The organism is Leptospira ilyithenensis, assembly GCF_004771005.1.
GTDB lineage: Bacteria > Spirochaetota > Leptospiria > Leptospirales > Leptospiraceae > Leptospira_A > Leptospira_A ilyithenensis.
Map to the genome: position 1 here is coordinate 32779 of NZ_RQHV01000050.1, position 25225 is coordinate 58003.

A 25225-nucleotide genomic window follows, 5' to 3' on the forward strand; every position below is an offset into this window, starting at 1 on the left:
GATTTGGCATAAGTGAGAAAATAAAATTATGAATCATTTAAATGATATCAAAGAGAATGTTTTTGATCATTGCGGCATTCAATTACTAAACCCTTCCATGGAAAAGGAAAGTTCTGAGTATGGCGCTTGTCATTTTGAAATTGATGATTTGAAAATAACATTTCGGATCGCGAAAATAACTCCTACAAAGATCGGTCAATTTGTCACTTTATGGAAACGAAAAGACAACGGACCGATCAAACCATTCAACATCAAGGACAACATAGATTATTTTATCATTCGTGCTAACAATAAAAATCTTTCGGGACAGTTCATATTCCCCAAACATGTATTATACGAAAAAGGAATCATATCCGGCAAAAAGGAAGGAAAACTCGGATTCAGAATCTATCCTTCATGGGATATTCCGACAAACAAACAAGCGCAAATGACCCAGAAATGGCAATTGGAATACTTTCTGGAAAGTTCCAAAAACAAACCTATCGACACGACCCGGGCCAAATTCCTTTTAAACTACAAAAAATAATCCACTTCATTGGAACGCGGATTCCAACTTGACTGAGAGAAATGTAAAGAACGAAATTAGCAAATGATATCGTCTACGCAACGCCTCAATGCCGAGACCTTTCGAAATCTTCATACCAAAGATACATTCGTAATGCCAAATGCTTGGGACGCCGGAAGCGCTCGTATGTTGGCCGGTTGCGGATTTTCTGCCATTGGAACAACCAGCGCAGGCATTGCTTTTGCAGCAGGTTTGCCCGACTACCAAGTCTTAGATCGTGAAACTATGCTCGCGCGTGTTAAGGCGATCGTAGACGCTGTCGACATTCCGGTGAGTGCGGATCTCGAAGCTGGTTACGGAATTCAACCTTCCGAAGTAGCGGAAACGATACGCCAGGCAATTGCCATCGGAGTTGTAGGATGCAATCTGGAAGATCTGAGCGGTGACAAATCTTCTCCATTGCTGGATGCGGAACTTGCAAGCGAGCGCATTTATGCCGCTCGAAAGGAAGCCGATGCAAACAACCTACCGTTTACCCTAACAGCCCGTACAGATGCGTTTCTAACAAACCACCCCAATGCGTTTGATGAGGCGGTTCGGCGGGCCAATATGTATTACAAAGCAGGGGCCGATTGTCTTTTTGTTCCGGGCGTTGGCGACGCGGAAACAATCGGTAAATTGGTAAACTCCATTCAAGGACCTATCAATGTCGTCATGGGCCTCACTCAAGGCAAACTAACAGTTGATCATCTAAAATCTCTCGGAGTTAGGCGAATCAGCATAGGAGGAAGTCTTGCGAGGGCTTGTTTTGGTCTGATTCGCAGAGCGGCTTTGGAGATAAAAGAAACAGGCAGCTTTACCTTTGCAGACAATCAATATCCTCATAATGAATTATGTGAATTTTTCGAAGCATGGGAGACTAGAACCTGATGATTTTAAAAATAGCGAAAACACAAATACCTATTATCCTACTAGTATGTTTTTTTCTTCTACCGCCTTTCCTTACATGCAAACGGAAAGAATCAGCTAACAATAACCAGACGATACGGGTAAATGAATCTGAAACAATTGCACCTTCCCCAAGTATGGAAACACAACGCTTGGAAAATAAAATGGAAGATGTACATTCTCTGGGTTGGTCCAAAGACGGTGCCCTTTTTGTTTACAGGACTTTTTCAAACTCCAATGCAATCACATCCCATTCGAATCTTACCGTCAAAGTCGTTGATATTGTATCGGATAATATATTGGGATATTTTTTGAATCCAAAAAGGGATCGTATTGCCATATTGATCAAAGAATCGAGAGGAGAACCGTATTTACCTGACTATTTTATAGTAGGATGTTCACTCGGTTCAGGATTCAAAAAATGAAAAAGGCTACAACGGAAAGTATGCGTTATGCGGTAAAATTCAAAACCGTCGACGAATATATAAAATCTTTTCCTGTCGATACCCGGACACTCCTAACTCAAATGAGAAACCTGATCAAAGAATTGGCACCAAATGCAAAGGAAAAAATAAGCTACAACATGCCTGCCTATGAATTAAACGGAATCCTCGTTTATTATGCAGCTTATAAAAAACATTTCGGATTTTATCCTACCTCAAATGTGATCGAAACATTCAAAAACGAACTTACTTCATATAAATTTTCAAAAGGTGCGATACAGTTTCCTCTGGACAAACCTTTGCCGAAAGGGCTGATTACTAAAATTGTTAAGTACAGGGTAAAAGAAAATCTGCAGAAAAGTAAGCAGTAAAAGATTTGTATTCCAAAGGACAACTATATGGATAAATTCAATTTAGAAAAAGATATCAACGTCTTGTGTGTGACTGCAACATCCTTTCCTGACGGGGTAATTGAAGCGCATAACAAGCTTCATTCTCTGATCTCGCCCTCAAAGGAAAGAAGATACTTCGGAATATCACGTCCGAACAAAGACGAAATCGTTTACAAAGCCGCAGCCGAAGAAATGGAAGAAGGAGAAGCGGACAAACTATCTTGCGAACGGTTTGTAATCAAAAAGGGAGAGTTCATTTGTTTGACCATAAAAGATTTTATGGAAGATGTTCAAGGCATCGAGAATGCATTTAGAAAACTGATTTCACGCGATGATATAGACCCCAACGGATATTGCCTTGAATGGTATTTGAATGAGAAAGACGTGAAATGCATGGTCGGATTAAAATCCTAAAAATCCCCCGAGGATGTCCAATTTTTAAAATCTCGATTGATATAGGAATGTAATTCCATTCAGCAAGAGGTAAACAAAATGAACGAATTCGTATTATTGTTCCGCATGGACATCAAAACCAAAGAAGCACAACCGTCGCCGGAACAAATGCAAGTATACATGAAGAAATGGCAGGATTGGATCGGAGGCATTGCAGCCCAAAACAAGTTGGCCGAAGGAGGCAATCATTTGTCTTCCGATGGTAAAGTAGTAAAATCGAACAATATGGTAACCGATGGCCCTTATGCCGAAATCAAGGAATCAATCGCAGGTTACATCATCATAAAAGCAAAAAACTACGAAGAAGCTGTGAAGATTGCAAAGGATTGCCCTATTTTGCAAGGAGAAGGAAATAGCGTGGAAGTGAGAAAAATCGATTCGCTTGATACCAACGACTAAGATAAAAAAATACCTCTGCAACCGTAGAGGTATTTCCTTATGAAAAATGCAGAATTGATTCCGCATCTGTTTAGAACGGAATACAGAAAAATCATATCGGTTCTTTGCAGACATATCGGATTCGAACAGATAGACATCGCCGAAGATATCGCAAGCGACACCTTCCTCAGTGCGGCAGAAACATGGGGATTGAAAGGTGTTCCTCAAAATCCGGCGGCTTGGCTTTATCATGTTGCAAAGAACAAAGCCAAAAATCACTTGCAGCGCAATTCTATCTTTGAAAACAAAATTGTTCCCGAACTAAAAAAAACTTATTCCGATTCATCAGAACAGGAAATCGATCTATCTCCTCAAAATATATATGACAGCCAATTGCAAATGATGTTTACCATTTGCCACCCTTCCGTCTCAACGGAAGCGCAGATCGGATTATCACTTCGCATTCTCTGCGGTTTCGGGATTGAAGAAATTGCGGATGCGTTTTTAACGAATAAGGAAACAATCAATAAACGATTATTTCGTGCCAAAGAAAAACTAAAGGAAGAAAAGATCAAAATCGAACTTCCCGAGTTGCAGGAAATCGATGAACGATTAACAACAGTATTAACAACGATTTATCTATTATTCAATGAAGGGTATTATTCCGTCAGCGGGAACAAAACTCTTCGCAAAGATCTTTGTTTGGAAGCAATTCGTTTGTGCAATATGCTCGTTGAAAACGAACATACCGATAAACCTCAGGTAAACGCATTGCTTTCTTTGATGTGTTTTCACGCTTCCCGATTTGAGGCAAGACAAAACGATAACGGTGAACAGATATTATATGAAGAACAGGATAAAAATCTCTGGAACACCGACTTAATCGGCAAAGGAGAATATTTTTTTACCCGCGCTACAACGGGAACTAAAATTTCCAAATATCATTTGGAAGCTGCCATAGCCTATTGGCACACTCAAAAATCAGAAACAAAAGAAAAATGGGAGAACATTCTGCAGCTTTACAATCAGTTGCTACAAATGGAATATTCTCCTATTGCAGCACTGAACAGAACGTTCGCTCTCTCAAAAGCAAATGGAAAAGAAGAAGCAATCCGAGAGGCGGAAAAACTAAATCTGACAGACAATCATTTTTACTTTACCTTGCTTGGTGAACTTTATACTGACATTGATAACGACAAAGCGAAACAAAATTTTCAAAAGGCTCTCGCACTTGCAAAAACAAACTCGGACAAGTCGGCAATTCGGAAAAAAATTGATAACTTATGAGAATATAGTTCAAAAATAGGAAAAACAAGTGAAAACAAACATCCATGTTCTTTTATTTCTGTTGAAGCGATTAAACAAGATTACAAAAAGAATGATTGCCTAGAATAAAAAATACATTTATGACCTTTCTTCGCAGATTAACAATACTCACCGCCATCATGACCGCTTGTTCCTTTTTTCTTTCCGGTCTTGTAGCATATTATATTTTGCTTAAGGATTCGGTGCTTCGGGAAGAATGTTTCGCCAGGAATGAATCGGATATCAATTGCAATCTGATCGGAGAGTGGAGTTTCATCGCCATTCCCATGATGGTACTGATTGCTAACTGGATCTCAGGCTTGATCATTTCCTTTGTAGCTTATTTTCTACTTCCGCAGAACGCCAAACAGCATTTTTATACTTCTTTGATTGCCGTTTTATTACATCCATTGTTGGTTTTCATCATTTGTATGCCGATTATTTCATTGTTATAAAAGTTAACATCAATTATACTTAATGGTGGTGATGCATAAAGCGAGCCCGATGGAGAGAAGTTCGTTGTTCCCAAAGTAGCTACCGTATAGATGCGATTTTTTCTTATCCTTCCGACTTCCCGCTCACCGACTCCAAATAATCCCGTAACGAGTAATAAGAAGACCATAGTATTTTTTTATCTCTAAAACTTTTTGCCAAACCAAAGGATCCTTCATGGACCGCAACAATGAACTCGGCAATCTTTCTCGGATCCGATTTTTCTTTTAAATAACCTTCGTTTTGTGCTCTTTCCAGATAGCCTTCCAATCCTTCTATCCACAGCCTCATCACAGAATGAAGTTTTTCTCCAAACTCAGTATCTACTGCCGACATCTCCTGAGTCAGATTGTTGATCGCACAACCATACGTCAGAAAATCATCTGAAACGGTTTCGATGAATTTTCTATAACGACTGATGATTCCTTGTATGGGATTTTTATAAGCGGCCAAAGGATATATCCAAGTTTCCAAAGTTACCTTTTTGATAACTTCATCTACCAAAGCGTAACCCAGATCGTTCTTGGTCGCAAAATAATGAAAAAAGGCACCAGTCGTCAAATCCGTCTTGGCAACGATATCCCGAATGCTCACCCCTTGAAACCCTTTCCGGTACACTTCTCCGAATGCCACTTCAATAATGTGGGCTCTTGTTTTCTCCGGATCTCTTGTCTTTTTCACCAAATCTCAACCTTTTTTTAGTTTTGATTATACCACCTGATATGTCGATGATATTTTTTTTCCTAATTTTATTGGAAAATCGTCAAATAAAGTTCAAATTTCTAATTAATTTTATTTTTTTTGCTTTACAACATATCAAACGGTATGTTATCTAAATCGCTACGGACCCATTTTTGGATGTTCAACTTCCATAAATCTAAAATACAATAACAAACTAAAAAAGGAATAAAAACATGAAAATAACACTCATTATACTGGGAGTCATCGCATTTGCGGTAATCCTATTGTGCATATTCGCACCAACGGATTTTAAGCTGGAAAGAGATATTACAATCAACAAACCTAGGAACATAGTTTTCGCGGAAATCAAACTTCTAAAGAATCATTCCAAATGGAACGCATGGTTAAAAAAAGACCCTTCTGCAAAGATGGAATACAAAGGTACAGATGGTACGGTCGGGTTTATTTCGTCTTGGGAAAGTGAAAACCAGGAACTAGGAATCGGTGAACAAGAGATCATAACTATCACGGAAGGAGAAAGATTGGAAATGCAACTCCGATTCAAAAAGCCGATGGAGGGCAAACTTGCTTCTTATATAATCACCGAATCTCTCGGGGAAAACCAAACAAAAGTTACAGTCGGCATGTATGATAAAATGCCTATCCCTATGAACGCGATCCACCTGATCGTAAACGTGTGCTTTGAAATTCAGAAAAAGATGACGGATAATATGGATGCAGGTCTGAACGATTTGAAGGTTATATTGGAAAAATAAATTCCAGGGCAATGATCTGTCATAGGTACCACAAATATGTCCTGCCGCGTAAGCAAAGAAACTCCGGCTTATGTGGTAGGTACCACAAAATCACAAAACTCCCAGCTTACCCCACCCACTCCGCCTCTCCCACTAGTAGACCCAAACCTACTTTTTTTCTTTCTTTCCTATCATTTTCCCTTGACGAAATTTTCGAATTGACCGTATTTTACCAAAAGGTTAATTAACCATATGGTTCAATATACTTCCACTCCCGACCAACTGAGTCTCACATTTGCGGCCTTGGCAGACCCAACCCGCAGACAGATCCTCTCTGCTTTGAAATCGGGGGAGGTATCGGTAAAAGAACTCGCGGAACCTTTTTCCATCAGCTTGCCTGCGATTACAAAACACCTGAAAGTTTTGGAAAAAGCCGGACTCATTTCCCGTGGCAAAGAAGCGCAATGGCGCCCTGCCCGGCTGGAAGTTGGTCCCCTGATCGAAGTAGCTACCTGGGTGGATAAGTACAGAGAATTTTGGGAAAAACGCTTTGATCGTCTGGAAGAGTATTTACAAGAACTGCAAAAAAAAGAAAAAGAACAGAACTGAAGTAGTCAGAGGAGAATAACATGAACAAAGAAAAAATCAAGACCATCGCATATTGGGTCATCACGATCCTAATAGGAGCAAACTATTTGTTTGCCGGATTTATTTACCTCACAAGAAATCCTGAGGTCCTTGCAGGAATGGCTCAATTGGGCTATCCTTCTTACTTCCCTTTCATTTTAGGCACATGGAAACTATTAGGTGGAATTGCCATAATGGTACCGGGATTTGCTCTTTTGAAAGAATGGGCGTATGCTGGAATGTTTTTCAATCTTACCAGCGCTGCCATTTCCAGCGCCGTCTCAGGCTTGGAAATACAACACGTGATCAGTCCTCTCGTAATGCTTGTATTTGTGATCTTATCCTGGTGGTTGAGACCGGAAAACAGAAAGTTAACTTCGATTAAATCTAAATAATCGAAAAACCCAGAGGGCGTAGCGTAAAAATAACACGTAAAACAAGTCATAGGAAATGAAAAATGAACAGTAACAATACGGAAGACAGAACAATTTCCACCACACGAGTGTTTGATGCCCCGAGGGAACTGGTGTTCCAAATGTGGACAGACCCGAATCATGTTGGAAATTGGTGGGGGCCAAAAGGTTTTACAAACACGATAGAGTCCATGGATGTAAAACCTGGCGGAGTTTGGAAATTCGTAATGCATGGGCCGGACGGAGTGGATTATCCGAATGTGATTGTATACATAGAAGTCCAAAAACCGAAACTACTCGTTTACAGACACGGATCAGATATCGAAGACCATCCGGGTGATTTCCATGTAACGGTGACATTTGAAGAGGAAGGTAAAAAAACCAAACTCACAATGCTTGCTTTATTCCAATCGGCGGAAGCAAGAAACGAAGTCGTAGAGAAACACGGAGCGATCGAGGGTATGAGTCAAACAATGGAACGACTCCGGGATTACTTGGAAAAGGTCTAAGTATATAAATACTTTATAATATAACGGATGGAATCAGGAGAAAACAAATGGTGAATACGAATACGGAAACTTCCAAATTAGCAGACAGGGAAATCATATCCTTACGAACCTTAAGTTTTCCGCGTGAACTTGTTTTCAAAGCATGGACTGAACCGGAACGATTGGCACGTTGGTGGGGACCGAAAGATTTCAGGAATACATTTGAAGAATTCGATCTCCGTCCAGGAGGTAACTGGCGTTTTGTGATGCATGGCCCAAACGGAGATGATTATCCAAATCATTGTGTTTTCGTGGAAATCGTAAAACCGGAGCTTCTTGTATTCAACCACATTAGCCCGGTTCATTTTTTCCAAGTAACTGCAAGCTTTGAAGAAGTTTCAACGGACAAGACAAAAGTTATATTCCGTATGATGTTCGAGTCTGCGGAAGAATGCGACAAGTCCAGACCTTACATTATCAAAGGAAACGAAGAAAACTTCGATCGTTTGGAAACGGAATTGGCAAGAGTTGCTTAACCGAGCGGAATATGGGAAAGCTGATTTTTCAAATGATGGTATCTTTGGATGGATACCATGAAGGACCAGATGGCGAAATCGATTGGCATGTTGTGGAGAACGAATTCAACAACTATGCAGCGGATTTATTGGACAAAGTTGATGCTTTGATCTTCGGATTAAAAATCAAACTGAATTTAAAACTGATTCAAGCCAAAGCACTTAATTCCAGTTTGGTTATGATTTATTATAAACCGAATACAAATATATGAATCAAACGACAACCACACCACCCCGGGCAGGAAAAAAAGAATGGATCGGCCTTGCAGTCATCGCCCTTCCCTGCCTGCTTTATTCCATGGATCTGACGGTGTTGTACCTCGCAGTTCCTCACCTAACAGAGACGTTAAAGCCTACAGCCTCCCAGCTTTTATGGATCGTGGATATATACGGGTTTCTTGTGGCAGGATGTATGATTACGATGGGAACACTGGGAGACAGAATCGGAAGACGCAAACTACTATTAATTGGTGCCTTTGCATTCGGGGTTGCCAGTATTCTTGCCGCATTTTCCACAACGGCGGAAATGTTGATTATTACCCGTGCCTTGCTCGGAATCACTGCGGCGACACTTGCCCCTTCCACTTTATCCCTGATTCGAAATATGTTTCATAATCCGGAAGAGCGCACTAGGGCCATCGGGATCTGGGGAACCAGTTTTTCCGTGGGAGGCGCTATTGGCCCACTCCTAGGAGGAGTTCTATTGGAGCATTATTGGTGGGGTTCCGTATTTTTAGTCAGTGTCCCGGTGATGGTACTTCTGTTAATAGTGGGTCCCAAATTATTACCCGAATTCAAAGACCCGCAAGCAGGCAGGCTTGATATAACGAGCGCTATACTCTCACTTGTATCGGTACTCTCGGTGATTTACGGGTTAAAGCAAATAGCGGAACACGGTTGGGGACTAGTTCCCGGTTTTTCCATTTTCGCAGGAATCATCTTCGGTCTTGTGTTTGTTCAAAGACAAAAAAAATTGAAAGACCCTCTCATCGACTTGGAATTGTTCAAAACACCCGCATTCAGTGTAGCTTTGCTTGCAAATACTCTTTCTATCTTCGTAGGACTGGGAAGTTTTTTATTCATCGCTCTGTATCTGCAATTGATATTGGGACTCTCTCCTTTTGAAGCCGGGTTATGGACCTTGCCAATGGCTGCCGGAAATATTTTGGGATCCATGTTTGTTCCGATACTCGTCAAATACATCCGCCCCGCCTTTGTCATAGCAGGTGGATTTGTACTTACGGCAATAGGCTTCTTTCTTTATGCACAATTGGACGGAAGTTCCGGTCTCAGCTATATCGTGTCAGGCGGGATTATTCTTGCATTCGGAATCTGCTGTGTAGTGATTTTGGGAACGGACATCATAGTAAGTGCCGCTCCCGCAGAAAGAGCCGGTGCTGCCGCATCCATATCGGAAACAGGAGCCGAGTTAGGTGGTGTTCTGGGAATAGCCGTCTTGGGAAGTATAGGAACCGCCGTTTACAGAAGTAAAATGACAGAATCCATTCCGGCAGGATTGACACAGGAAGTCGCTTTTGCTGCACAAAACAGCATCGGTACTGCGGTTGCCATCGCAAAAGAAGTTCCGGTTCAAACAGGTTCCATAATTCTCAGTTCGGCAAATGAAGCATTTACAAGCTCATTACAGCTTACGTCCGTTATCTGCGCACTCATTTCAATCGTTCTCGCGGTTACAGTCGTTTATATGCTTCGCAATATGAAGAAAGGAGAAGAAACATGAAGACAGGCTATGATACAAAAATTGAAATTCCCGATAGGGAATTGGTGATTTCCAGAATCTTTGACGCCCCGAGAGAACTGATCTACCGGATTTGGACCGATCCTAAACATGTTGTCAAGTGGTGGGGACCGAAAGATTTTACCAATCCTGTCTGTGAGATGGATTTGCAGGTAGGCGGAAAGTATAAATTTGTTATGCGGTCTCCCGAAGGAATCGACTATCCGGTTGTTGGGGTTTATCTGGAAATCGTAAAAAATGAAAAAATCGTATGCACCGACGTTGTCGAAGATCATCCGCAGGAATGGATGGATCAATTGAAGAAAGATATAGGAGAAAGCAAAGATTCTCCCGATTCGGTCGTAACGGTTCTTTTTGAAGATTTCGAAACAAACAAAACAAAGCTCACCATCCAAACTCGTTTCAAATCGAACGGAGTCAGAGATGCATTCCACAATATGGGCATGGCGGATGGTTGGACGGAAAGTCTCGATCGTTTCGAAGCGGAAATTTTGAAAGTCTAATGGTAACTTATGAAAGCGGTTAAAGAGAAGTCGGGCAAAAAAGTTACAAATCAAAAGACGGAAAACTATACGTTTATGCTTTTCCCGCTTTTGATAGATATAAAATTTAATAAGAAAACCGATGAAAACAAATCGGAATCTGAAGATAAAAAAAGAATCCCAAGCGAAAATCCGCAAAGGTAAGAATTACGACCTTTTTTCCCCTTTGCCTTTGGAAGCATTTGCCAGTTTTGGTAGTATGGTGAAAGAACTCCAGCTCCGGCTGCTTCCTGAAATCGCAGGACAGACAGAGGAATTAAAAAACTACCTGGCTTTAACTTTAAAAGTTCCTCCGGAAGACATCACTCATGTGGAAATAATCAATCGTTCCATAGACGCGCGCCAAAGAACCGTGTACGTCAATTTAAAAGTAAACGTTTTTATCAAAGAAGAATTTACGGAAAGTTTGCCGACTTTGCCTCGTTACCCGGATGTAAAAAACGCAGAGGAAGTTCTTATCATCGGCGCAGGTCCTGCAGGATTGTTTGCAGCCCTCAAACTCATTGAACAAGGAATCAAACCCATTCTGATAGAACGGGGAAAAGACGTAAAGGAACGAGTGTCCGACCTGCGGGGAATCAACGTCCATCATATTGTTAACGAAGACTCTAACTACTGTTTTGGGGAAGGGGGAGCCGGAACATATTCGGACGGAAAACTTTATACGAGGTCGAAAAAACGGGGAAATGTCCGGGAAATTTTGGAACTGCTCGTGGCATTCGGTGCCAACAAAGATATATTAGTCGAAGCACATCCCCATATTGGTACAAATAAACTTCCGGATATCATCCGTCGCATCCGTGAAAATATCATACAACACGGTGGAGAAGTTCATTTTCAAGAAAGAGTGACGGATCTCGTCATAGATAAAAACCAAATTCAAGGAGTATTGACAAAAGACGGACACCATTTCAAAGCAAAAAAAGTAATCCTGGCTACCGGACATTCTGCACGGGACATATTCGAATTATTGCATAACAAAGGGATTCAAATCGAAATGAAGCCTCTTGCCGTTGGAGTCCGTGTCGAACACAAACAGTCTTTGATCGACTCCATTCAGTACAGTTGTGAAGATCGGGGCCTTTATCTTCCTCCTTCTCCTTACAGTCTTGTCAAACAGGTGGATGGAAGAGGAGTGTATTCTTTTTGTATGTGCCCCGGAGGTGTGATTGCACCTTGCGCCACCAAACCGGGAGAAGTCGTCACGAACGGATGGTCTTCTTCGCAACGATCCAGATCCACAGCCAATTCAGGCATCGTAGTGGAACTGAAATCGGAAGATTTCAAACCATTTGCAGAACACGGCCCGCTTGCAGCGATGGAATTTCAAAAAGACATTGAAAAAAAAGCATGGGTCTTGGGCGGAGAAAAACAAACAGCTCCCGCGCAACGACTGTTAGATTTCATAGAAGGAAAAATTTCCGAAGACTTGCCGAAAACATCTTATCCTCCAGGTATTATTTCCAAAGACTTAAAAAATATTTTCCCCGACTTCATATACAAGGCCCTGCAAAAGGGATTTAGAGAATTTGACAAATCCATGCGCGGTTACCTAACCAACGATGCGGTTGTCCATGCCCCGGAAACCAGAACCTCTTCCCCGGTTCATATCCCCAGAGATCCGGAAAGTTTACAACATATCCAAATCAAAGGATTGTTTCCTTGCGGAGAAGGCGCCGGTTATGCGGGGGGAATTATTTCCGCCGCAATGGATGGAATCAGGTGTGCCGAAGCATGCTCGGTTCCCATTCCGAAATAAGAGGTTTCCAGAGTGATCCTTATTTATTTTAGTTTTAGATCTAGTGCCATTGAATAGTTTAGGTTTCCAACGAGGAAAGATATGTTCACACTGGAAGAATTGAAAAAAAATTGGATTTTTATCTTGGGAATCGTATTCCTGTTTCTCGCTACAATCTACGGACTCAGTGTTGCTTTCGAAGAAAATCTGATTCCCGAAGAAGCTAAAATCGGATTCGGCTTATTCCTTTCTCTTACCATTTGTTTTATAGGATTCAAATTATTTTCCAATCAAATTGAACTCATAGGAGAAGTCATTTCGGGATTTGGAGTTTCCATCTTATTTGCAACATTCGCATATGCGAGCTTTGTCTCCCACATTCAATGGTCTTCTTATACTTTATTCGTATCTCTTGCCGCAGTTTCCGCTACTCTGATTTATTTTTCCTACAGATTCGGAATGAGAATTCTCATGAACATTTGTTTGGCGGGAGGTCTGATAACTCCTCTCATCATCAATGCTGTCCCTTCCCAAACAGTTCTGCTCTTCGTTTATGTTTTCATTTTAAATATTACAAGTCTTTACCTGAGTTTTCTCAAAAAATGGCCTGAGACCAGAGCTGTTTCCCTTTTCATTACCATTCTTATTTTTCTAACTTATTATATCAAATTTTCACCCGTCACTTGGCCCGAACCTTTCTTCTATATTTCCGTTTTGTTTTTAATTTATCTTATCGGACTTCTCGTCTCTGCCAAATTTGAAAAGGAAAAATTCGACGGAATCAGCCTTTATATCAGCGTTCTAAATATACTAAACTATGTTATATGGACTATTTACATATTCAAAGCATTTACCCTTGTTTATTCGATTCCTCTGATCATTCTCAGTTTTATACTGATCGGGACGGCCGCCTTATTGCATTTTTTTTTGAAAGAAAGCAATTTATCGGCGATCGTCTATCTGGTCGTAGGTTATTTGTTACTCGGTATTTCTTTCGGAAATATTGCCGACTCCTACCAGGACAAAGGTATGAATTATGTGATCGTCACTACAGGATGGCTTTTCATCATTTCCTCCATTTATATGTTTGGAAAAAAAATCAAACAACAACAACTCATGCTTGGAAGTATCTATCTGTTCGTTGTCCTCCTTGTCTATTGGTATGCGAATGCATGGAGCGTGGAATGGATCGAAATTTTGGGATTCAAATACATTCCTTTTTTAAATCCCGGTGCTTTGGTTTGGATCTTGATCGCATCCGTTTCCTTTTATATCGCTAAGGTGGGAACAAGCGAGCTTGCGGATGAGAAACATGAAATTCTCCAACTACCTAGAGTGATTTGGGAACTTTCTTTTTCCATCATCGGTCATTTGGTTGTAGGGGGACTACTCACTGTTCAAATTCAAAACCTTTGGTTGGCTTACGAATTTACTTCCATCCAATCGGACGTGGTTCTTTCCATCTCATGGACCATCTATTCTTTGATCCTATTTCTTTGGGGAGCTTACTCCAAGAACACTGCTTTTCGTGCCTTCGGATCCATAGTTTTGATTTTGGTATCTTTAAAAGTTTTTTTCTTCGATCTGGAAGATCAGTCTAAGGCATACAAAGCGGTTTTCTTCTTTATTTTAGCGGTTCTTGTCATCTCCATTGCTTATGTAAATCAACGATGGAACACTCAGGAAACAAAAGAAAAACCAAAAACGTAAAATTAAAAATAACTTTATGTAACTTTTATCCGCCTTAAAGCGAAGTATAGGGAGACCTTATAATGAAAATCAACCATCAAATCATCTCCCAACTTCGTGTACTCGGCACTATCCTCGGCGAACTCAAAGAAGAAGAGTTTGTCGAAAAAGATTCTCTGCTTTGCGGAAGCTCCATCGGCCAACATGTAAGACATACTTTGGAATTCATTGAATGCTTAATAAATTCCAAAGAAGGGGAAATTTTATCTTATGACGATCGTAAAAGAAACCTTACATTGGAATCATCTCTTTCTTTTGCAAGAGAGACTTTGGAAAAAACCGAGCTTGATTTGTCCGATTACATTCCTTCCGGAAAAATCCGAATCAAACATATCTTAAATGAAACGGAAAGTTTTATCACGGAAACAAACGGAGAAAGGGAATTGCTTTTTGTACTCGATCATATGATCCATCATATGGCTCTCATTCGAATTGCGATGGAAAATAAATTCCAATGGATTTTTTTACCTGCGGATTTCGGATACACTCCTTCCACTTTGATCGCCAGATCCGTCCCAAGATAGTTTTCCATGTTGGACTTTCTTCTACTGATCGGGGGTACGTTCGTATCTGAAGATTTCACCTGTATTACGGGTGGAGTGTTGGCAAAAGACGGAAAAATCAATTTAGCGCTAGTTATATTTTCGTGCACGACAGGAATCTACCTGGGAGATGCAATTCTGTTCTTTACGGGAAGATACTGTAATCAATTTTTACTCTCCTTTTCCCGATGGAAATCCATTACAAATTCCGGAATCATCCGATCCTACCAGACAAAACTGGATAATAGCTTCGGATTCACTATCTTTCTATGCCGGTTTCTTCCCGGAACCAGACTTCCTATCTATGTGTTTGCGGGGATCACGGGCAAAAGGGTTTTTTCATTCCTGGTTTATAGTTTTTTTGCAGCCCTACTTTGGACGCCTTTACTCATACTTTTGGCGTATTACTTCGGAAAGGCGGTTGAGGCTTTTTTCCATTCGGGGTATTTTTATCTTTCCCTATTCATAGCAGTTCTTTCTTTTTATTCGGTATATCGTTTTGTTTTGTCGATTCTTATCCGAGAGAAGAGAGTGGCATTGGTTCTATCTTTAAAAAAATCGATTCGTTTGGAATTTTGGCCGGCTTGGATTTTTTATCTTCCACTAGTTCCTTACGCAGGATTTCTAACGATTCGTTATTTAGGTTTCCGTTATATCACGGCGTCCAATCCCGGGATTTTTGCAGGCGGGATCGCAGGTGAATCCAAATCGGAAATTTTATCGAATCTTCCCATCGATTCCGTTTCCAAATTCAAACTTCTTTCACCAAATATAGATTATAATGAAGATCTGATTCTGAAGTACATCTCTGACTTGCAAATTCAATTTCCTATCATCATAAAGCCGGATATAGGAGAAAGAGGTGCGGGAGTGCATTTGGTTCATTCCGTACAGGAAGCTTTGGAAGTTTTGAAAATCAAACTGGCTTTTATTTTGCAAGAATATCATCCGGGGCCGTTGGAAGCCGGAATTTTTTACTACCGGTTTCCCGATGAGGGCAAAGGTCATATTCTTTCCATCACTGACAAAATTTTTCCCATTCTATCAGGCGATGGCAGAAGAAATCTAAAAGAACTGATCGAAACTCATGAAAGATTTCGATTTCAAAAGGAGACTTATTTCCGAATTCTAAATTGGAAATTGGAACGGATTCCCGCACCGGGAGAAAAAGTCAAACTGGGATTTGCGGGCAATCACATCCAAGGATGTATGTTTAAAGACGGATCCCATTTGATCACAGACAAGCTGGAAGAGAAGATAGACAAAATTTCCAAACAATTCAAAGGATTTTATTTTGGAAGATATGATATTCGTTATGCGAACGAAGGATCACTCAAACTCGGAGAAAATTTCAAAATCATAGAACTCAACGGGGCGATGAGCGAATCCACGAATTTATATGATCCTGATTTTTCTATTTGCAGGTCTTACCGATACCTTTTCAAACAATGGGCGATTCTCTTCAAGATAGGATATCAAAATTATAAATCGGGAAACCCGATGGTCACTTGGTACCAGTTTTATCGGATTTTAAAAGACCATACTCAATACAAAAAGAACATCAGCTCGGTTACAAAACTTTCCGTTTGATCATTGAAAATAATGTTTCAAGACAGGAATGTTTTTTCTCTCAACATATACCAAATATACGGATGAGATCAGAACGATACAAGCCAAACCGAATAGAACTCCGTAATCTCCCATCACTTCCACTCCAAGAAAGATCAAATGGGAAAGGATCGCTCCGCTTATGATATTGAGAGAGATAAGGGCACCTAACCAGACAAAGGAGGGAATCAAAAGCAGCACAGCAGCGAGCAATTCCACTCCTGCGGAAACATATCTGCCCCAAGGCTCCATTCCCAGGGTTGTAAAAATATAAACGGACTCTTCCGCACCCGTAAACTTAAAATAAAGAGTCTGGCCAAGTATAATAGCTGCTATAAATCGTGCGGAATGGAAAATGATTTTTTGTGATTTTGTCATTTAGAATTTACCATTAATATTTTATCTTTGATTAACTTCTCTTGGGTCCAGGGAATGAAATGATTTTCATCCGTAAGTTCCATACTTTCGAATCGACGGGGATTTATTTTTTTTCTCATATATTCAACATTCTCAAATGAAACTAAAAAATCCTTTTTTCCATGAATGCTAATGACTGGAAAATTAATAAATTTCCAAATACCATCCCAATCAGTCAGTTGCCATTTTAGGGGTATCATCTCATCATTGCTATTGATTATTTCTTTCGGTAGGAAAATTTTAACAAAAAAATAAGTGGCCAACCGATTATACCACCTTACTTCCTCTAGTTGGGAGTCCATCGGCGCGGATAGAAGAAAGAGCGCATCTTTTCTATAAGGAATATCAATCGCGACTTTAGCGGCAATCGGCCCTCCGTAAGAATGGCCCACTAAAATCAATGTCGGTTTTGTTCGGTCGGAAACAAATTGTTCTTTTAAAAAACGTTCAATTGCAATACGGATGAGTCCGGCTTGCAATTGCAAATCGGCAATGGAAGAATCCTTACCGGAAAGTCCGAAACCGGGACGATCCAAAGATAGTATACAGAAAGAACTTCGAAGATCTTTGTCTTTCAAATAAGCGATATAATCACTCCATCCGCCGGGAGAACCGTGGACAAAAATCAAAACTTTATTTTTGTTCGGCAAACAACCGCTTGTTACAAGAAATATTTTTCTATCTTCTGCAGTAACATAAAACTCCTTCACATCCGATATCTCCGACTTTAATTCCAACAACGATTTTTTGGAATCCGCGCTGCAACTGAAACAAAATAAGAACATACTGATCATACAGAAGCAAAATAAATTCTTATTATTGAATATAAGATTTGTTGCTAACACAAAAATCGGATTTTTAAGAATTCTGAATCCCCAAATACATTTCTTTGAATTTGGAATTCGGTTTCAACGGATCTCTCAAATCGGAAAGGTCTTCCTTCAAACCTTTGACCAAATACATATCGATCTCTCCTTTGTTTTTGGCAGTTATCTTTCCTCTATGTTCGCATTCGAAAAAATCTTTGACTTGTTCATAAGTTGCAAAAGATATATTCACTTCTCCCACAATCCCGGAACTTTCCAAACGACTCGCGGTATTTACACTATCACCCCAGATATCATAGGCGAATTTTTCAGTACCGATCACTCCCGCGACTGCGGCGCCGGTGTGAATGCCTAATCTCAACTCCCAAAAGGGTTGATTTTTCAATGATTTGACCTCTTTTTCGTCTTTCATGTATCTTTGGAATTCAAGACCACATAACACGGAATCAATGGGATGTGTTTTGTTCCGAACCGGCAATCCTCCCGCAGCCATATACGCATCACCGATGGTTTTGATTTTTTCCATATTATGGTTTTTAATAATGGAATCGAAACTTCGGAAAAAACGATCCAGTTCGCTTAATAGTTCTTCAGGACTCATTTTTTCCGCGACTTTCGTAAATCCTGCCATATCCGTAAAAAGGATGGAGATGCTTTCGTAACGGACCGGAGCAACGGATTGATTCTTTTTTAATTCTTCCGCGATGGATCCCGGAAGAATATTAAGCAAAAGAGAATCCGATTTTTTTCTTTCTATATTCAGGTTTCTACTCAAAATAAAGATAAGTATCCCTGTTAGTATTTGCACGAATATGTAATTTCCGCCGGCATCCAAGTACCTTTCCGCATCATTTGGATAAAATATTACAAGATCCCTTCTATAATATTCTATCGTGTATAGGGAAGCGGTAAACCCGATGTAAATCAGATATAAAATCCAAACACGATGATCCCTCAAAAGAATCATGGCAATTACCAATGCAGGTATAAAATAATAATGATTTCCCCCGAGAGAACCCCCGTTATAAAACCACATCGAGGACAAATACGTTAAGATCGTAAAATTAAAAGGCCAATACAGAGAGTAATATAAGTTCTTTACCCGAGCCAGAATGTACATTCCGAACATCAAAAGTCCCGATGTTAGATTTAAGATAAAAATAACTTCAAAATTGGGTAAGTAAAAGGAGCCCAATGCCCCGAATATATTGAGGAATGCATTTACCAAAGAAACAGTATTAAAGAGACGATGTTCCAAGGAGTTATGTCTGGGATCACCAAATAGCAAATAAACGAAGGATAAAAAGGTCTCTTTCATAATGACTCATTTTCAGAAGGAAAGACAAACTAAGCAATAAATAATTTAGTGATGTACTTGGTTTTGCTTTACTAAAAAAGAAAGCGGGCTGATAAGGAATAAAGGATATAGTCCTTTTTTCCATACAATGGGAAACATATCAGGCAATTTCAATGTCAAAGTAGATGGATCCGTAATTAGAAAAAATGATACCATCTAATGTCTATTTTACTATCATCCGAAAACGACAAGATTATATCGGAAAAGAATTTATTCTCAGGCCTACAAATACAAACAATGAAACGTAAAAAAATTTTCGCCATCTCAGGCAGCACGCGTTCCCAATCTTCGAACGAATCCATTCTCAAGACCATTTCAAAAATACATTCGGATCGGTTGGAAATCGAAATTTTCAAACAGCTGACCGAGCTTCCCCACTTCAATCCCGATTCGGACAAAGACAATCCTCCCGAAATCATTCAAAATTTTAGAAATTCCATTAGAGAGTCTGACGGAGTTATTATCTGTACGCCGGAATATATTTTCAGTCTGCCTGCGGCTTTAAAGAATGCAATCGAATGGATGGTATCTACTACCATCTTTACGGACAAACCCACAGCGTTTATCATCGCATCGGGTCTTGGAGAAAGAAGTTTCGAATCTTTAACAGTGATTATGGATACATTGCAGGCGAAAACAAACGATAGGACCAGATTGTTATTGAAAGGCTCCCGAAGTTCCATTGACGAAAACGGTTATTTATCCGATCCTTCTTCCATCGGAGAAATTGAAAAATTAGTTCATTCTCTGGAACGGATGATGGAATGAATTCATGTAAAATCCTTTTAGCTGATTGACAGAAACCAAACAAATGCAACAATGTTGCAAATGAAGAATTTAGAAAAAACCTGGGATGTAATCATTATCGGAGGAAGTTTCTCCGGACTAGCGGCGGCACTTGCACTCGGACGATCGATTCGAAACGTTCTGGTAATTGACGATGGAAAACCATGCAATAGACAAACACCTCACGCACATAATCTTTTGACTCATGACGGAAAACCTCCTTTCGAAATCAAACTACTTGCAAAATCGGAATTATCCCATTACCCAACCGTTCAATTTTTAGATTCCAAAGCGATCAAAGTATCCCGATCAAACTCCAATTTCGAACTCAAAACTGAAAACGGAGAAAATCATTTCGCAAGAAAATTATTATTTGCAACAGGAGTAACGGATGTTATGCCTGATATTCCCGGTTTTAAAGAATCCTGGGGTATTTCCGTATTTCACTGTCCTTACTGTCACGGTTATGAAGTCAGAGATCAAAAGTTAGGAGTCTTTGCCAACGGTGATATCGGTTATGAATCAATCAAACTGATCAGCCAATGGTCCAAAAACCTGACCTTCTTTACAAACGGACAGTCCTCTCTTTCCAAGGAACAAAACTGGAAACTGAATGAAAAGAAAATCAAAATCATAGAGACGGAAATTTCCTCAATAGAAAATAACAATGGTTATCTTACAAAAATTTTATTGAAAGACGGGAAGATAGAACCGTTGGATGCATTGATGGCTCGTGTTCCTTTCGTTCAACATTCCCATCTGCCACTGGACCTGGGCGTTGAGCTGGATGAAATCGGTTATATCAAAGTGGACGGTTTCAATAAAACAAATCTGAAAGGAGTTTATGCCGCAGGAGACAATACTACGATGCTTCGAAGTTTAGCCGCTGCCATTGCATCGGGAACGTTATCAGGTGCCATGATCAACAAAGAATTGATCGGAGATGATTTTTGAATTTCTGAAAATCGGAAAAAGTCGGATATGAGGTTTGATAAAAACATTGAACTGAAATGTTAACTTATTTAGGATCGTATGGAGACGATCCTTTTCCAACTTACGCATGTACACTCCGAAACCGTTTGCAATCACAGACCCTAACATCATCAACCAAATCATTTATGACAATAGTTTCGCCACACTTGTTTCAGAAACGGAAGGCTCCTCCCTTACCGCTACACATATTCCACTACTTTTAAATTCTTCGGAACAAGTTCTATTCGGACATATTGCACGCCAAAATCCGCAAGGAGAGGTATTGGAAAATAAAAAGATTCTCGCGATTTTCCATGGTCCGCATACTTATATTTCTCCCAGCTGGTATGAAACAAAGAAATCAGTACCTACTTGGAATTATCTGAGCGTTCATGTTTACGGTAAAGCAAGCTTGGTTCAAAACGAAGAAGAGCTGAGAAAATCGTTGGATGAACTGATTCTGAAATATGAAGGTGAAGAGAGTCCCTTCTTTCTCAGAAACATGGATGAAAAGTATATCGATGCATTGATCAAAGGAATTATAGGAATCAAAATCAAGATTACTAAAATCGAAGCGACTGCGAAACTAAGCCAAAATCATAGCTTGGAAAGAAAAAACTTAGTCATTCAAGAGTTGGAAAAACAAAAAGATCAAAATGCGAATGAAATCGCAAAGTGGATGAGGGAAAATCTAAATGCCTAAACATAAAAAATTTCTATCGGGTTATTATATTCAATTTTTATTATATTTTTTACTACTTATCCTTCACTCTGCGATTTTACCTTGTGATAAGTTTAAAGATTTTTCCCTTCCTCCCAAGGACGAATCTGATAAAGACAAATCCTTTCTGGAATTCAAAACCAAATTCATGCAAGCTGTTCAAAAGAAAGATGCGGAATTTCTAAAATCAATTACCGACAAAGATATCAAATTCAGCTTTGGAGAAGAATCCGGCAAAAAAAGATTTTTAGAATCTTGGGAGTTGGATAAAAATCCGAAAAACTCAAACATCTGGTCCAGTTTGGAAAACAGTTTTAAGTTGGGATTTTCCAAAGACAAAGATGGTTTTTCCGCACCATACTTATTCAATCATTTCCCCGAGGAATACGATGTATTCAGTTATTCTCTCATCAGCGGAACCAATGTGAATGTTCGGGCGGAGGCATCCATCAAATCGAAAGTAGTTACAAAGCTAAGCCATAAAATCGTATTTTTGGATAGAGATTCCAACGAAAATGAAGCTGAAGGTTCCAAAGATGAATGCATCTGGCAGAAGGTATGTCTCGCGAACGGGGAAACAGGCTTTGTATGCGATCAGTATTTGCGAAGCCCTGTGGACTATAGAGCGATTTTCACAAAAAAAAACAATAAATGGACGATGGTAGTTTTCATTGCAGGAGACTAAAATCCTTCTCAAAAGAAGAATTTCCTTCTTTTTTCACAATTTAGGAATATTCAATTTCCGTTTCATTCGTAACAGTATTATCAAGCCATAATCTAAATGAAAAACTTTATCTCACAAAAGACCTCATTTACACTATTAGTAATTTCAATTTTGCAAATTCATTCCCTGCGAGCGCAAGAGACCGTCAAACAGATCAAAGATGAAAATCCTCCCGCAAGGATCAAAGAACTTTATATCGATGAAGCAACCGGACAACTTTTTTCCACGCCAGGCGCTAATCGAAGAAAGGTTGTTTTGGAAAACCAAGATTACACTGTAAAAGTTCCCGAGCCTACAAGTGGATTTGCCAATCGCCCGGAAGAACCGGTGAATGAAAAATTAACCATCTCTGGTCGGGTCCAGTTCCGGGGAATCACGGGCCAATCCGGTTCCGTTTATGCCAATGGAAAAGATGATTACAGTGCGGTGGATTGGAACTTCAGGCGACTCCGTTTGGGATTTATCTATGAAGGAAACAAATGGTGGGGCGGTTTTGCCAATCTTCGATTGGAAAATGCGATGAGCAATTCCTTCCTTAGAGTCACCAAAGATTCTGCAAGCGGAAATGTAAAAGACGTAAGTCTTGCAAATTCCAGAGGAATCATTCAGGAAGCAGGGATCTGGCTGAACATTCCTTTTATGAAAACACGCGTCACATTCGGAACGGTACATGTTCCCTTTCAAAGAGAATACATGATGACTTCCGCCAACCTAACAAACATTGAACGGTCTATGTCCACTTTGACTTTGCCTCAGTTTGATACTGGAGTGAGTATAACTTCGCATCTATTGAAACCGATCAACGAAAAATGGGAGCGTCTCTTGACCGGACATTTTATGGTAGGCAATGGCCATGGCGGGACGGGAGATTACGGATACGGAAGAAGGGCGGACTTGGCAGATGAAAGACCGAATGCACCCAAGCTGCTTTCTCCCGCTTATTACGGAAGATTGCAATGGAATCCTTTGGGAGGTTTGGAGAAAGACGGAAAGGATTTGGGTTGGATTGAAGGAGAAGAAATTTTCCAAAGAGACACCAAACTTTCCATAGGTACTGCATTTGCAAGTATGCAAAATGTAAAAGTCCCTTCTCCGTTTAACCCCGATTATTACCCTGCGGGAATGGCTCAACCCAGTTTGTTAGCCTATCAAACCACCAGAGACGGAGGTGATCCGGGAACAGCATACGGTGATCAAACCTTAAATAAAACCAGTCCTTCCAGACCGAAGTTGGGAATGGTCGCACATACTTACGATTTTACTTTTACCACTCACGGTTTTTATACAAACGGGGCGTATTCCGTATTTACCGGTTCGGCAGCTCCTCAACATGAAAAAGGTTATCAATTTACGTTCGGATATGTCATTCCGTTAGGTGGAGGAAAATTCATCATGCCGATTACCCGCTTTGATTATTTCCAAGCTGACCTCAACTGGAATAAAAATTTGGAACCCGGAGAAGCATTTCGTTCCTATTGGGTGGGCTTGAATCTATTCGGAGACAAACACGTATTCAAAGCTCAGATCTTTTATCAAGTATTCAATGATAAGTTGCATAAGACTGCGATCACAGGTGAATCCATAGACATTAGGGATAATGTTTTTTATTTTCAACTTCAGGCGAATTTCTGGACAGGGACAATGACTCCTGATCGTTTTTCCAGACTGGAATAAACACGCATCATTCTTCTCTTAAAAATTTCATTGTATCTCCCAAGAGAAGACCGATTTGAAGGCGCAACTGAATCAATTCATAGTGGTTTTGGATTTGGTTACGCATAACCTCACGAATACGTCTATCTACAGTTTGCAATTCCACAATGGAAGCGGAGCCGGTTTTATACGACTTTTCCATAATTTGCAAGTTCTCTTCCGCAGTCCTTTTGCTTTCCAAAGAAATATCATTCAGCTCGACCAAATTATTATGTTGTTGGACCAACTCGAATAAATACAATCCTGTATTCTCTCTCAGGAACTGAGATTGGGATTTGGCAAGTTTGATCTCGATTTTCGACTTATCGAATTCGTTTTTCGACAGAAACCGGTTAAACAACGGAATCCTCACTCCGAAGTTTGCTCCTGCGGAAGAAAAAGGATCTGGGTTATTTGCATAAAGCGAATAATCGCCTCTCGAATAATCATAAACGTAATTCGGTTGAGTCCAACTTCCACCGATTCCGTAAATTGTTTGTTTGGTGCTATTTTGATATAAGTTTACAAAAAAATCGGGAACCCAAAGTTCATTGAACCGGACTTGTTTTTGTACTTCCAAAATTTTGACCTGGTTGATGGATAGAACGATATCAAAATTGATTTCGCTTAGATTTTTTTCATATTCCTTGAGGGTTTCTTCCAAAGGCAATGCTTTGAATTCTCTGGAAGGAATCGGCTTTAAAGAAACGTTCTTCAATAAAAACTTTCTTCGAAAGACAGATTGGCTTTTTTGCTGATCTAACTTTGATTTAATGGCATTGTACTTATAAAATAAAAAATCCACTTTCGAGTTTTGGGCAACCATATAGGATTCAATACCTTGTTTGTATAATTTTTGAATTGTTTGGTATTGTTTTTCGGCATCCTCTTCGTTGGAAAAATCATAATCGAAAAAAGCTAGTAGCTTCAAAGTTTCCGCATATTGAAATGCCTGATCGAATAATTCTTTTTGAAAGAGCGCTCTGTATTCCAAAAGCAATCTTTCGTATTCCAATTCCATGATCAGGTTTGTTAAAACAGCATTGCCTTGTTCCTGGAAATTCCAATTCAGATTTAAAGAGCGGGACCAACCTTTCCGATCAAAACCTTCCGAAGGAAGTTTCTCAAAAAAAGGAGCGTATTCGAAATTCAAAGAAGGAAGATAACGGAGATTTCTAGTATCCATATCAACTTGTTTTCTTTGAATTTCCATTTCTTTCAGTTTCAGTTCATAAGACTTTTCAGCGACTAATTTTGGTAAGTTGAAAAAATCAACAGCCTCTCCCCTTACTTCCGCAACCAAGGCAAAAAACAAAAGGCAGAGAATCTTTCTAAA

At 39.9% G+C, this 25225-nt stretch carries 29 protein-coding genes and 1 pseudogene; 25 read left to right on the plus strand and 5 right to left on the minus strand.

Annotated elements, in window-relative coordinates; translation table 11 throughout:
* Positions 1 to 28 precede the first annotated feature (28 nt).
* The 8 genes from EHS11_RS11395 to EHS11_RS11430 all read left to right on the plus strand — a co-directional run bounded on the left by EHS11_RS11395 (position 29) and on the right by EHS11_RS11430 (position 4879).
* Complete coding sequence (locus EHS11_RS11395; RefSeq protein WP_135764540.1) at positions 29 to 526, plus strand: MepB family protein; 498 nt, start codon at positions 29 to 31, stop codon at positions 524 to 526.
* 132 nt (positions 527 to 658) lie between these two features.
* Entirely contained in the window at positions 659 to 1435 is a 777-nt protein-coding gene (locus EHS11_RS11400; protein ID WP_246047814.1) for an isocitrate lyase/PEP mutase family protein, read from the plus strand.
* Between the two features lie 155 nt (positions 1436 to 1590).
* Positions 1591 to 1878, plus strand: coding sequence for a hypothetical protein (locus EHS11_RS11405; protein ID WP_210413676.1), 288 nt, complete (start codon positions 1591 to 1593; stop codon positions 1876 to 1878).
* Positions 1879 to 1898: 20 nt separating this feature from the next.
* Positions 1899 to 2267, plus strand: a complete 369-nt coding sequence (locus EHS11_RS11410) for an iron chaperone (RefSeq protein ID WP_210413682.1) — start codon at positions 1899 to 1901, stop codon at positions 2265 to 2267.
* Between the two features lie 27 nt (positions 2268 to 2294).
* Positions 2295 to 2702, plus strand: a complete 408-nt coding sequence (locus EHS11_RS11415; RefSeq protein ID WP_135764544.1) for a transcriptional regulator — start codon at positions 2295 to 2297, stop codon at positions 2700 to 2702.
* A gap of 78 nt (positions 2703 to 2780) precedes the next feature.
* On the plus strand, positions 2781 to 3140 hold the full coding sequence (locus EHS11_RS11420) for a YciI family protein (RefSeq protein WP_135764545.1): 360 nt from the start codon (positions 2781 to 2783) through the stop codon (positions 3138 to 3140).
* Positions 3141 to 3179: 39 nt separating this feature from the next.
* Positions 3180 to 4406, plus strand: a complete 1227-nt coding sequence (locus EHS11_RS11425) for an RNA polymerase sigma factor (RefSeq protein WP_135764546.1) — start codon at positions 3180 to 3182, stop codon at positions 4404 to 4406.
* Positions 4407 to 4525: 119 nt separating this feature from the next.
* Positions 4526 to 4879, plus strand: a complete 354-nt coding sequence (locus EHS11_RS11430; protein WP_135764547.1) for a hypothetical protein — start codon at positions 4526 to 4528, stop codon at positions 4877 to 4879.
* A 103-nt stretch (positions 4880 to 4982) separates the two neighbouring features.
* On the opposite strand, the gene EHS11_RS11435 is transcribed toward EHS11_RS11430, so the two are convergent.
* Positions 4983 to 5597 (minus strand): TetR/AcrR family transcriptional regulator, encoded by a 615-nt coding sequence (locus tag EHS11_RS11435; protein WP_167884417.1) that lies wholly within the window; start codon positions 5595 to 5597, stop codon positions 4983 to 4985.
* 233 nt (positions 5598 to 5830) lie between these two features.
* On the opposite strand from EHS11_RS11435, the gene EHS11_RS11440 reads away from it, so the two are divergent.
* The 12 genes and pseudogenes from EHS11_RS11440 (at position 5831) to EHS11_RS11495 (ending at position 16375) form a co-directional block, all read left to right on the plus strand.
* Complete coding sequence (locus tag EHS11_RS11440; protein WP_135764549.1) at positions 5831 to 6373, plus strand: SRPBCC family protein; 543 nt, start codon at positions 5831 to 5833, stop codon at positions 6371 to 6373.
* Between the two features lie 231 nt (positions 6374 to 6604).
* Positions 6605 to 6961 (plus strand): ArsR/SmtB family transcription factor, encoded by a 357-nt coding sequence (locus tag EHS11_RS11445; protein WP_135764550.1) that lies wholly within the window; start codon positions 6605 to 6607, stop codon positions 6959 to 6961.
* A 20-nt stretch (positions 6962 to 6981) separates the two neighbouring features.
* Positions 6982 to 7374 carry a DoxX family protein gene (locus EHS11_RS11450; RefSeq protein ID WP_135764551.1) on the plus strand — a complete coding sequence of 131 codons (393 nt, stop codon included), beginning with the start codon at positions 6982 to 6984 and terminating at the stop codon, positions 7372 to 7374.
* Positions 7375 to 7436: 62 nt separating this feature from the next.
* Complete coding sequence (locus tag EHS11_RS11455) at positions 7437 to 7901, plus strand: SRPBCC family protein (protein WP_135764552.1); 465 nt, start codon at positions 7437 to 7439, stop codon at positions 7899 to 7901.
* 47 nt (positions 7902 to 7948) lie between these two features.
* The gene (locus tag EHS11_RS11460; protein ID WP_135764553.1) at positions 7949 to 8416 is read left to right on the plus strand and encodes an SRPBCC family protein; all 468 of its coding nucleotides are present in this window, start codon (positions 7949 to 7951) and stop codon (positions 8414 to 8416) included.
* 35 nt (positions 8417 to 8451) lie between these two features.
* Positions 8452 to 8574: pseudogene (locus tag EHS11_RS20410) on the plus strand (dihydrofolate reductase family protein); the annotation flags it as partial.
* 89 nt (positions 8575 to 8663) lie between these two features.
* The gene (locus EHS11_RS11470; protein WP_135764555.1) at positions 8664 to 10196 is read left to right on the plus strand and encodes an MFS transporter; all 1533 of its coding nucleotides are present in this window, start codon (positions 8664 to 8666) and stop codon (positions 10194 to 10196) included.
* Positions 10193 to 10717, plus strand: coding sequence for an SRPBCC domain-containing protein (locus tag EHS11_RS11475; RefSeq protein WP_135764556.1), 525 nt, complete (start codon positions 10193 to 10195; stop codon positions 10715 to 10717). Before EHS11_RS11470 ends, EHS11_RS11475 begins: the two co-directional genes overlap by 4 nt.
* A 238-nt stretch (positions 10718 to 10955) precedes the next feature.
* Positions 10956 to 12515 (plus strand): NAD(P)/FAD-dependent oxidoreductase, encoded by a 1560-nt coding sequence (locus EHS11_RS11480; RefSeq protein WP_135764705.1) that lies wholly within the window; start codon positions 10956 to 10958, stop codon positions 12513 to 12515.
* An 81-nt stretch (positions 12516 to 12596) separates the two neighbouring features.
* Entirely contained in the window at positions 12597 to 14204 is a 1608-nt protein-coding gene (locus EHS11_RS11485) for a DUF2339 domain-containing protein (protein ID WP_135764557.1), read from the plus strand.
* Positions 14205 to 14266: 62 nt separating this feature from the next.
* Positions 14267 to 14767: a hypothetical protein gene (locus EHS11_RS11490; protein WP_135764558.1), complete on the plus strand. Its 501-nt coding sequence runs from the start codon at positions 14267 to 14269 to the stop codon at positions 14765 to 14767.
* A gap of 6 nt (positions 14768 to 14773) precedes the next feature.
* Positions 14774 to 16375, plus strand: coding sequence for a VTT domain-containing protein (locus EHS11_RS11495; protein WP_135764559.1), 1602 nt, complete (start codon positions 14774 to 14776; stop codon positions 16373 to 16375).
* On the opposite strand, the gene EHS11_RS11500 is transcribed toward EHS11_RS11495, so the two are convergent.
* From EHS11_RS11500 to EHS11_RS11510, 3 genes are all read right to left on the minus strand, one after another.
* Positions 16376 to 16771, minus strand: a complete 396-nt coding sequence (locus EHS11_RS11500; RefSeq protein ID WP_135764560.1) for a DoxX family protein — start codon at positions 16769 to 16771, stop codon at positions 16376 to 16378. It lies immediately after the preceding gene.
* Positions 16768 to 17520 (minus strand): alpha/beta fold hydrolase, encoded by a 753-nt coding sequence (locus tag EHS11_RS11505; protein WP_210413677.1) that lies wholly within the window; start codon positions 17518 to 17520, stop codon positions 16768 to 16770. Before EHS11_RS11505 ends, EHS11_RS11500 begins: the two co-directional genes overlap by 4 nt.
* A gap of 148 nt (positions 17521 to 17668) precedes the next feature.
* On the minus strand, positions 17669 to 18955 hold the full coding sequence (locus EHS11_RS11510; RefSeq protein ID WP_135764562.1) for an adenylate/guanylate cyclase domain-containing protein: 1287 nt from the start codon (positions 18953 to 18955) through the stop codon (positions 17669 to 17671).
* A 276-nt stretch (positions 18956 to 19231) separates the two neighbouring features.
* On the opposite strand from EHS11_RS11510, the gene EHS11_RS11515 reads away from it, so the two are divergent.
* From EHS11_RS11515 to EHS11_RS11535, 5 genes are all read left to right on the plus strand, one after another.
* Positions 19232 to 19762: an NADPH-dependent FMN reductase gene (locus tag EHS11_RS11515; protein ID WP_167884419.1), complete on the plus strand. Its 531-nt coding sequence runs from the start codon at positions 19232 to 19234 to the stop codon at positions 19760 to 19762.
* 60 nt (positions 19763 to 19822) lie between these two features.
* Positions 19823 to 20734: an NAD(P)/FAD-dependent oxidoreductase gene (locus EHS11_RS11520; RefSeq protein WP_135764564.1), complete on the plus strand. Its 912-nt coding sequence runs from the start codon at positions 19823 to 19825 to the stop codon at positions 20732 to 20734.
* 106 nt (positions 20735 to 20840) lie between these two features.
* Complete coding sequence (locus EHS11_RS11525; RefSeq protein WP_135764565.1) at positions 20841 to 21455, plus strand: FMN-binding negative transcriptional regulator; 615 nt, start codon at positions 20841 to 20843, stop codon at positions 21453 to 21455.
* Positions 21448 to 22158 carry an SH3 domain-containing protein gene (locus tag EHS11_RS11530; protein ID WP_135764566.1) on the plus strand — a complete coding sequence of 237 codons (711 nt, stop codon included), beginning with the start codon at positions 21448 to 21450 and terminating at the stop codon, positions 22156 to 22158. Before EHS11_RS11525 ends, EHS11_RS11530 begins: the two co-directional genes overlap by 8 nt.
* A 150-nt stretch (positions 22159 to 22308) precedes the next feature.
* Positions 22309 to 23871, plus strand: coding sequence for a hypothetical protein (locus EHS11_RS11535; RefSeq protein WP_135764567.1), 1563 nt, complete (start codon positions 22309 to 22311; stop codon positions 23869 to 23871).
* 7 nt (positions 23872 to 23878) lie between these two features.
* On the opposite strand, the gene EHS11_RS11540 is transcribed toward EHS11_RS11535, so the two are convergent.
* Complete coding sequence (locus tag EHS11_RS11540) at positions 23879 to 25216, minus strand: TolC family protein (protein ID WP_135764706.1); 1338 nt, start codon at positions 25214 to 25216, stop codon at positions 23879 to 23881.
* Between the last annotated feature and the right edge of the window lie 9 nt (positions 25217 to 25225).

Coding starts and splice junctions, on each gene's coding strand:
- EHS11_RS11395 (WP_135764540.1), top strand. CDS start 29: ATGAATCATTTAAATGATATCAAAGAGAATGTTTTTGATCATTGCGGC.
- EHS11_RS11400 (WP_246047814.1), top strand. CDS start 659: ATGCCAAATGCTTGGGACGCCGGAAGCGCTCGTATGTTGGCCGGTTGC.
- EHS11_RS11405 (WP_210413676.1), top strand. CDS start 1,591: ATGGAAACACAACGCTTGGAAAATAAAATGGAAGATGTACATTCTCTG.
- EHS11_RS11410 (WP_210413682.1), top strand. CDS start 1,899: ATGCGTTATGCGGTAAAATTCAAAACCGTCGACGAATATATAAAATCT.
- EHS11_RS11415 (WP_135764544.1), top strand. CDS start 2,295: ATGGATAAATTCAATTTAGAAAAAGATATCAACGTCTTGTGTGTGACT.
- EHS11_RS11420 (WP_135764545.1), top strand. CDS start 2,781: ATGAACGAATTCGTATTATTGTTCCGCATGGACATCAAAACCAAAGAA.
- EHS11_RS11425 (WP_135764546.1), top strand. CDS start 3,180: ATGAAAAATGCAGAATTGATTCCGCATCTGTTTAGAACGGAATACAGA.
- EHS11_RS11430 (WP_135764547.1), top strand. CDS start 4,526: ATGACCTTTCTTCGCAGATTAACAATACTCACCGCCATCATGACCGCT.
- EHS11_RS11440 (WP_135764549.1), top strand. CDS start 5,831: ATGAAAATAACACTCATTATACTGGGAGTCATCGCATTTGCGGTAATC.
- EHS11_RS11445 (WP_135764550.1), top strand. CDS start 6,605: ATGGTTCAATATACTTCCACTCCCGACCAACTGAGTCTCACATTTGCG.
- EHS11_RS11450 (WP_135764551.1), top strand. CDS start 6,982: ATGAACAAAGAAAAAATCAAGACCATCGCATATTGGGTCATCACGATC.
- EHS11_RS11455 (WP_135764552.1), top strand. CDS start 7,437: ATGAACAGTAACAATACGGAAGACAGAACAATTTCCACCACACGAGTG.
- EHS11_RS11460 (WP_135764553.1), top strand. CDS start 7,949: ATGGTGAATACGAATACGGAAACTTCCAAATTAGCAGACAGGGAAATC.
- EHS11_RS11470 (WP_135764555.1), top strand. CDS start 8,664: ATGAATCAAACGACAACCACACCACCCCGGGCAGGAAAAAAAGAATGG.
- EHS11_RS11475 (WP_135764556.1), top strand. CDS start 10,193: ATGAAGACAGGCTATGATACAAAAATTGAAATTCCCGATAGGGAATTG.
- EHS11_RS11480 (WP_135764705.1), top strand. CDS start 10,956: ATGGTGAAAGAACTCCAGCTCCGGCTGCTTCCTGAAATCGCAGGACAG.
- EHS11_RS11485 (WP_135764557.1), top strand. CDS start 12,597: ATGTTCACACTGGAAGAATTGAAAAAAAATTGGATTTTTATCTTGGGA.
- EHS11_RS11490 (WP_135764558.1), top strand. CDS start 14,267: ATGAAAATCAACCATCAAATCATCTCCCAACTTCGTGTACTCGGCACT.
- EHS11_RS11495 (WP_135764559.1), top strand. CDS start 14,774: ATGTTGGACTTTCTTCTACTGATCGGGGGTACGTTCGTATCTGAAGAT.
- EHS11_RS11500 (WP_135764560.1), bottom strand. CDS start 16,771: ATGACAAAATCACAAAAAATCATTTTCCATTCCGCACGATTTATAGCA.
- EHS11_RS11510 (WP_135764562.1), bottom strand. CDS start 18,955: ATGAAAGAGACCTTTTTATCCTTCGTTTATTTGCTATTTGGTGATCCC.
- EHS11_RS11515 (WP_167884419.1), top strand. CDS start 19,232: ATGAAACGTAAAAAAATTTTCGCCATCTCAGGCAGCACGCGTTCCCAA.
- EHS11_RS11520 (WP_135764564.1), top strand. CDS start 19,823: ATGAAGAATTTAGAAAAAACCTGGGATGTAATCATTATCGGAGGAAGT.
- EHS11_RS11525 (WP_135764565.1), top strand. CDS start 20,841: ATGTACACTCCGAAACCGTTTGCAATCACAGACCCTAACATCATCAAC.
- EHS11_RS11530 (WP_135764566.1), top strand. CDS start 21,448: ATGCCTAAACATAAAAAATTTCTATCGGGTTATTATATTCAATTTTTA.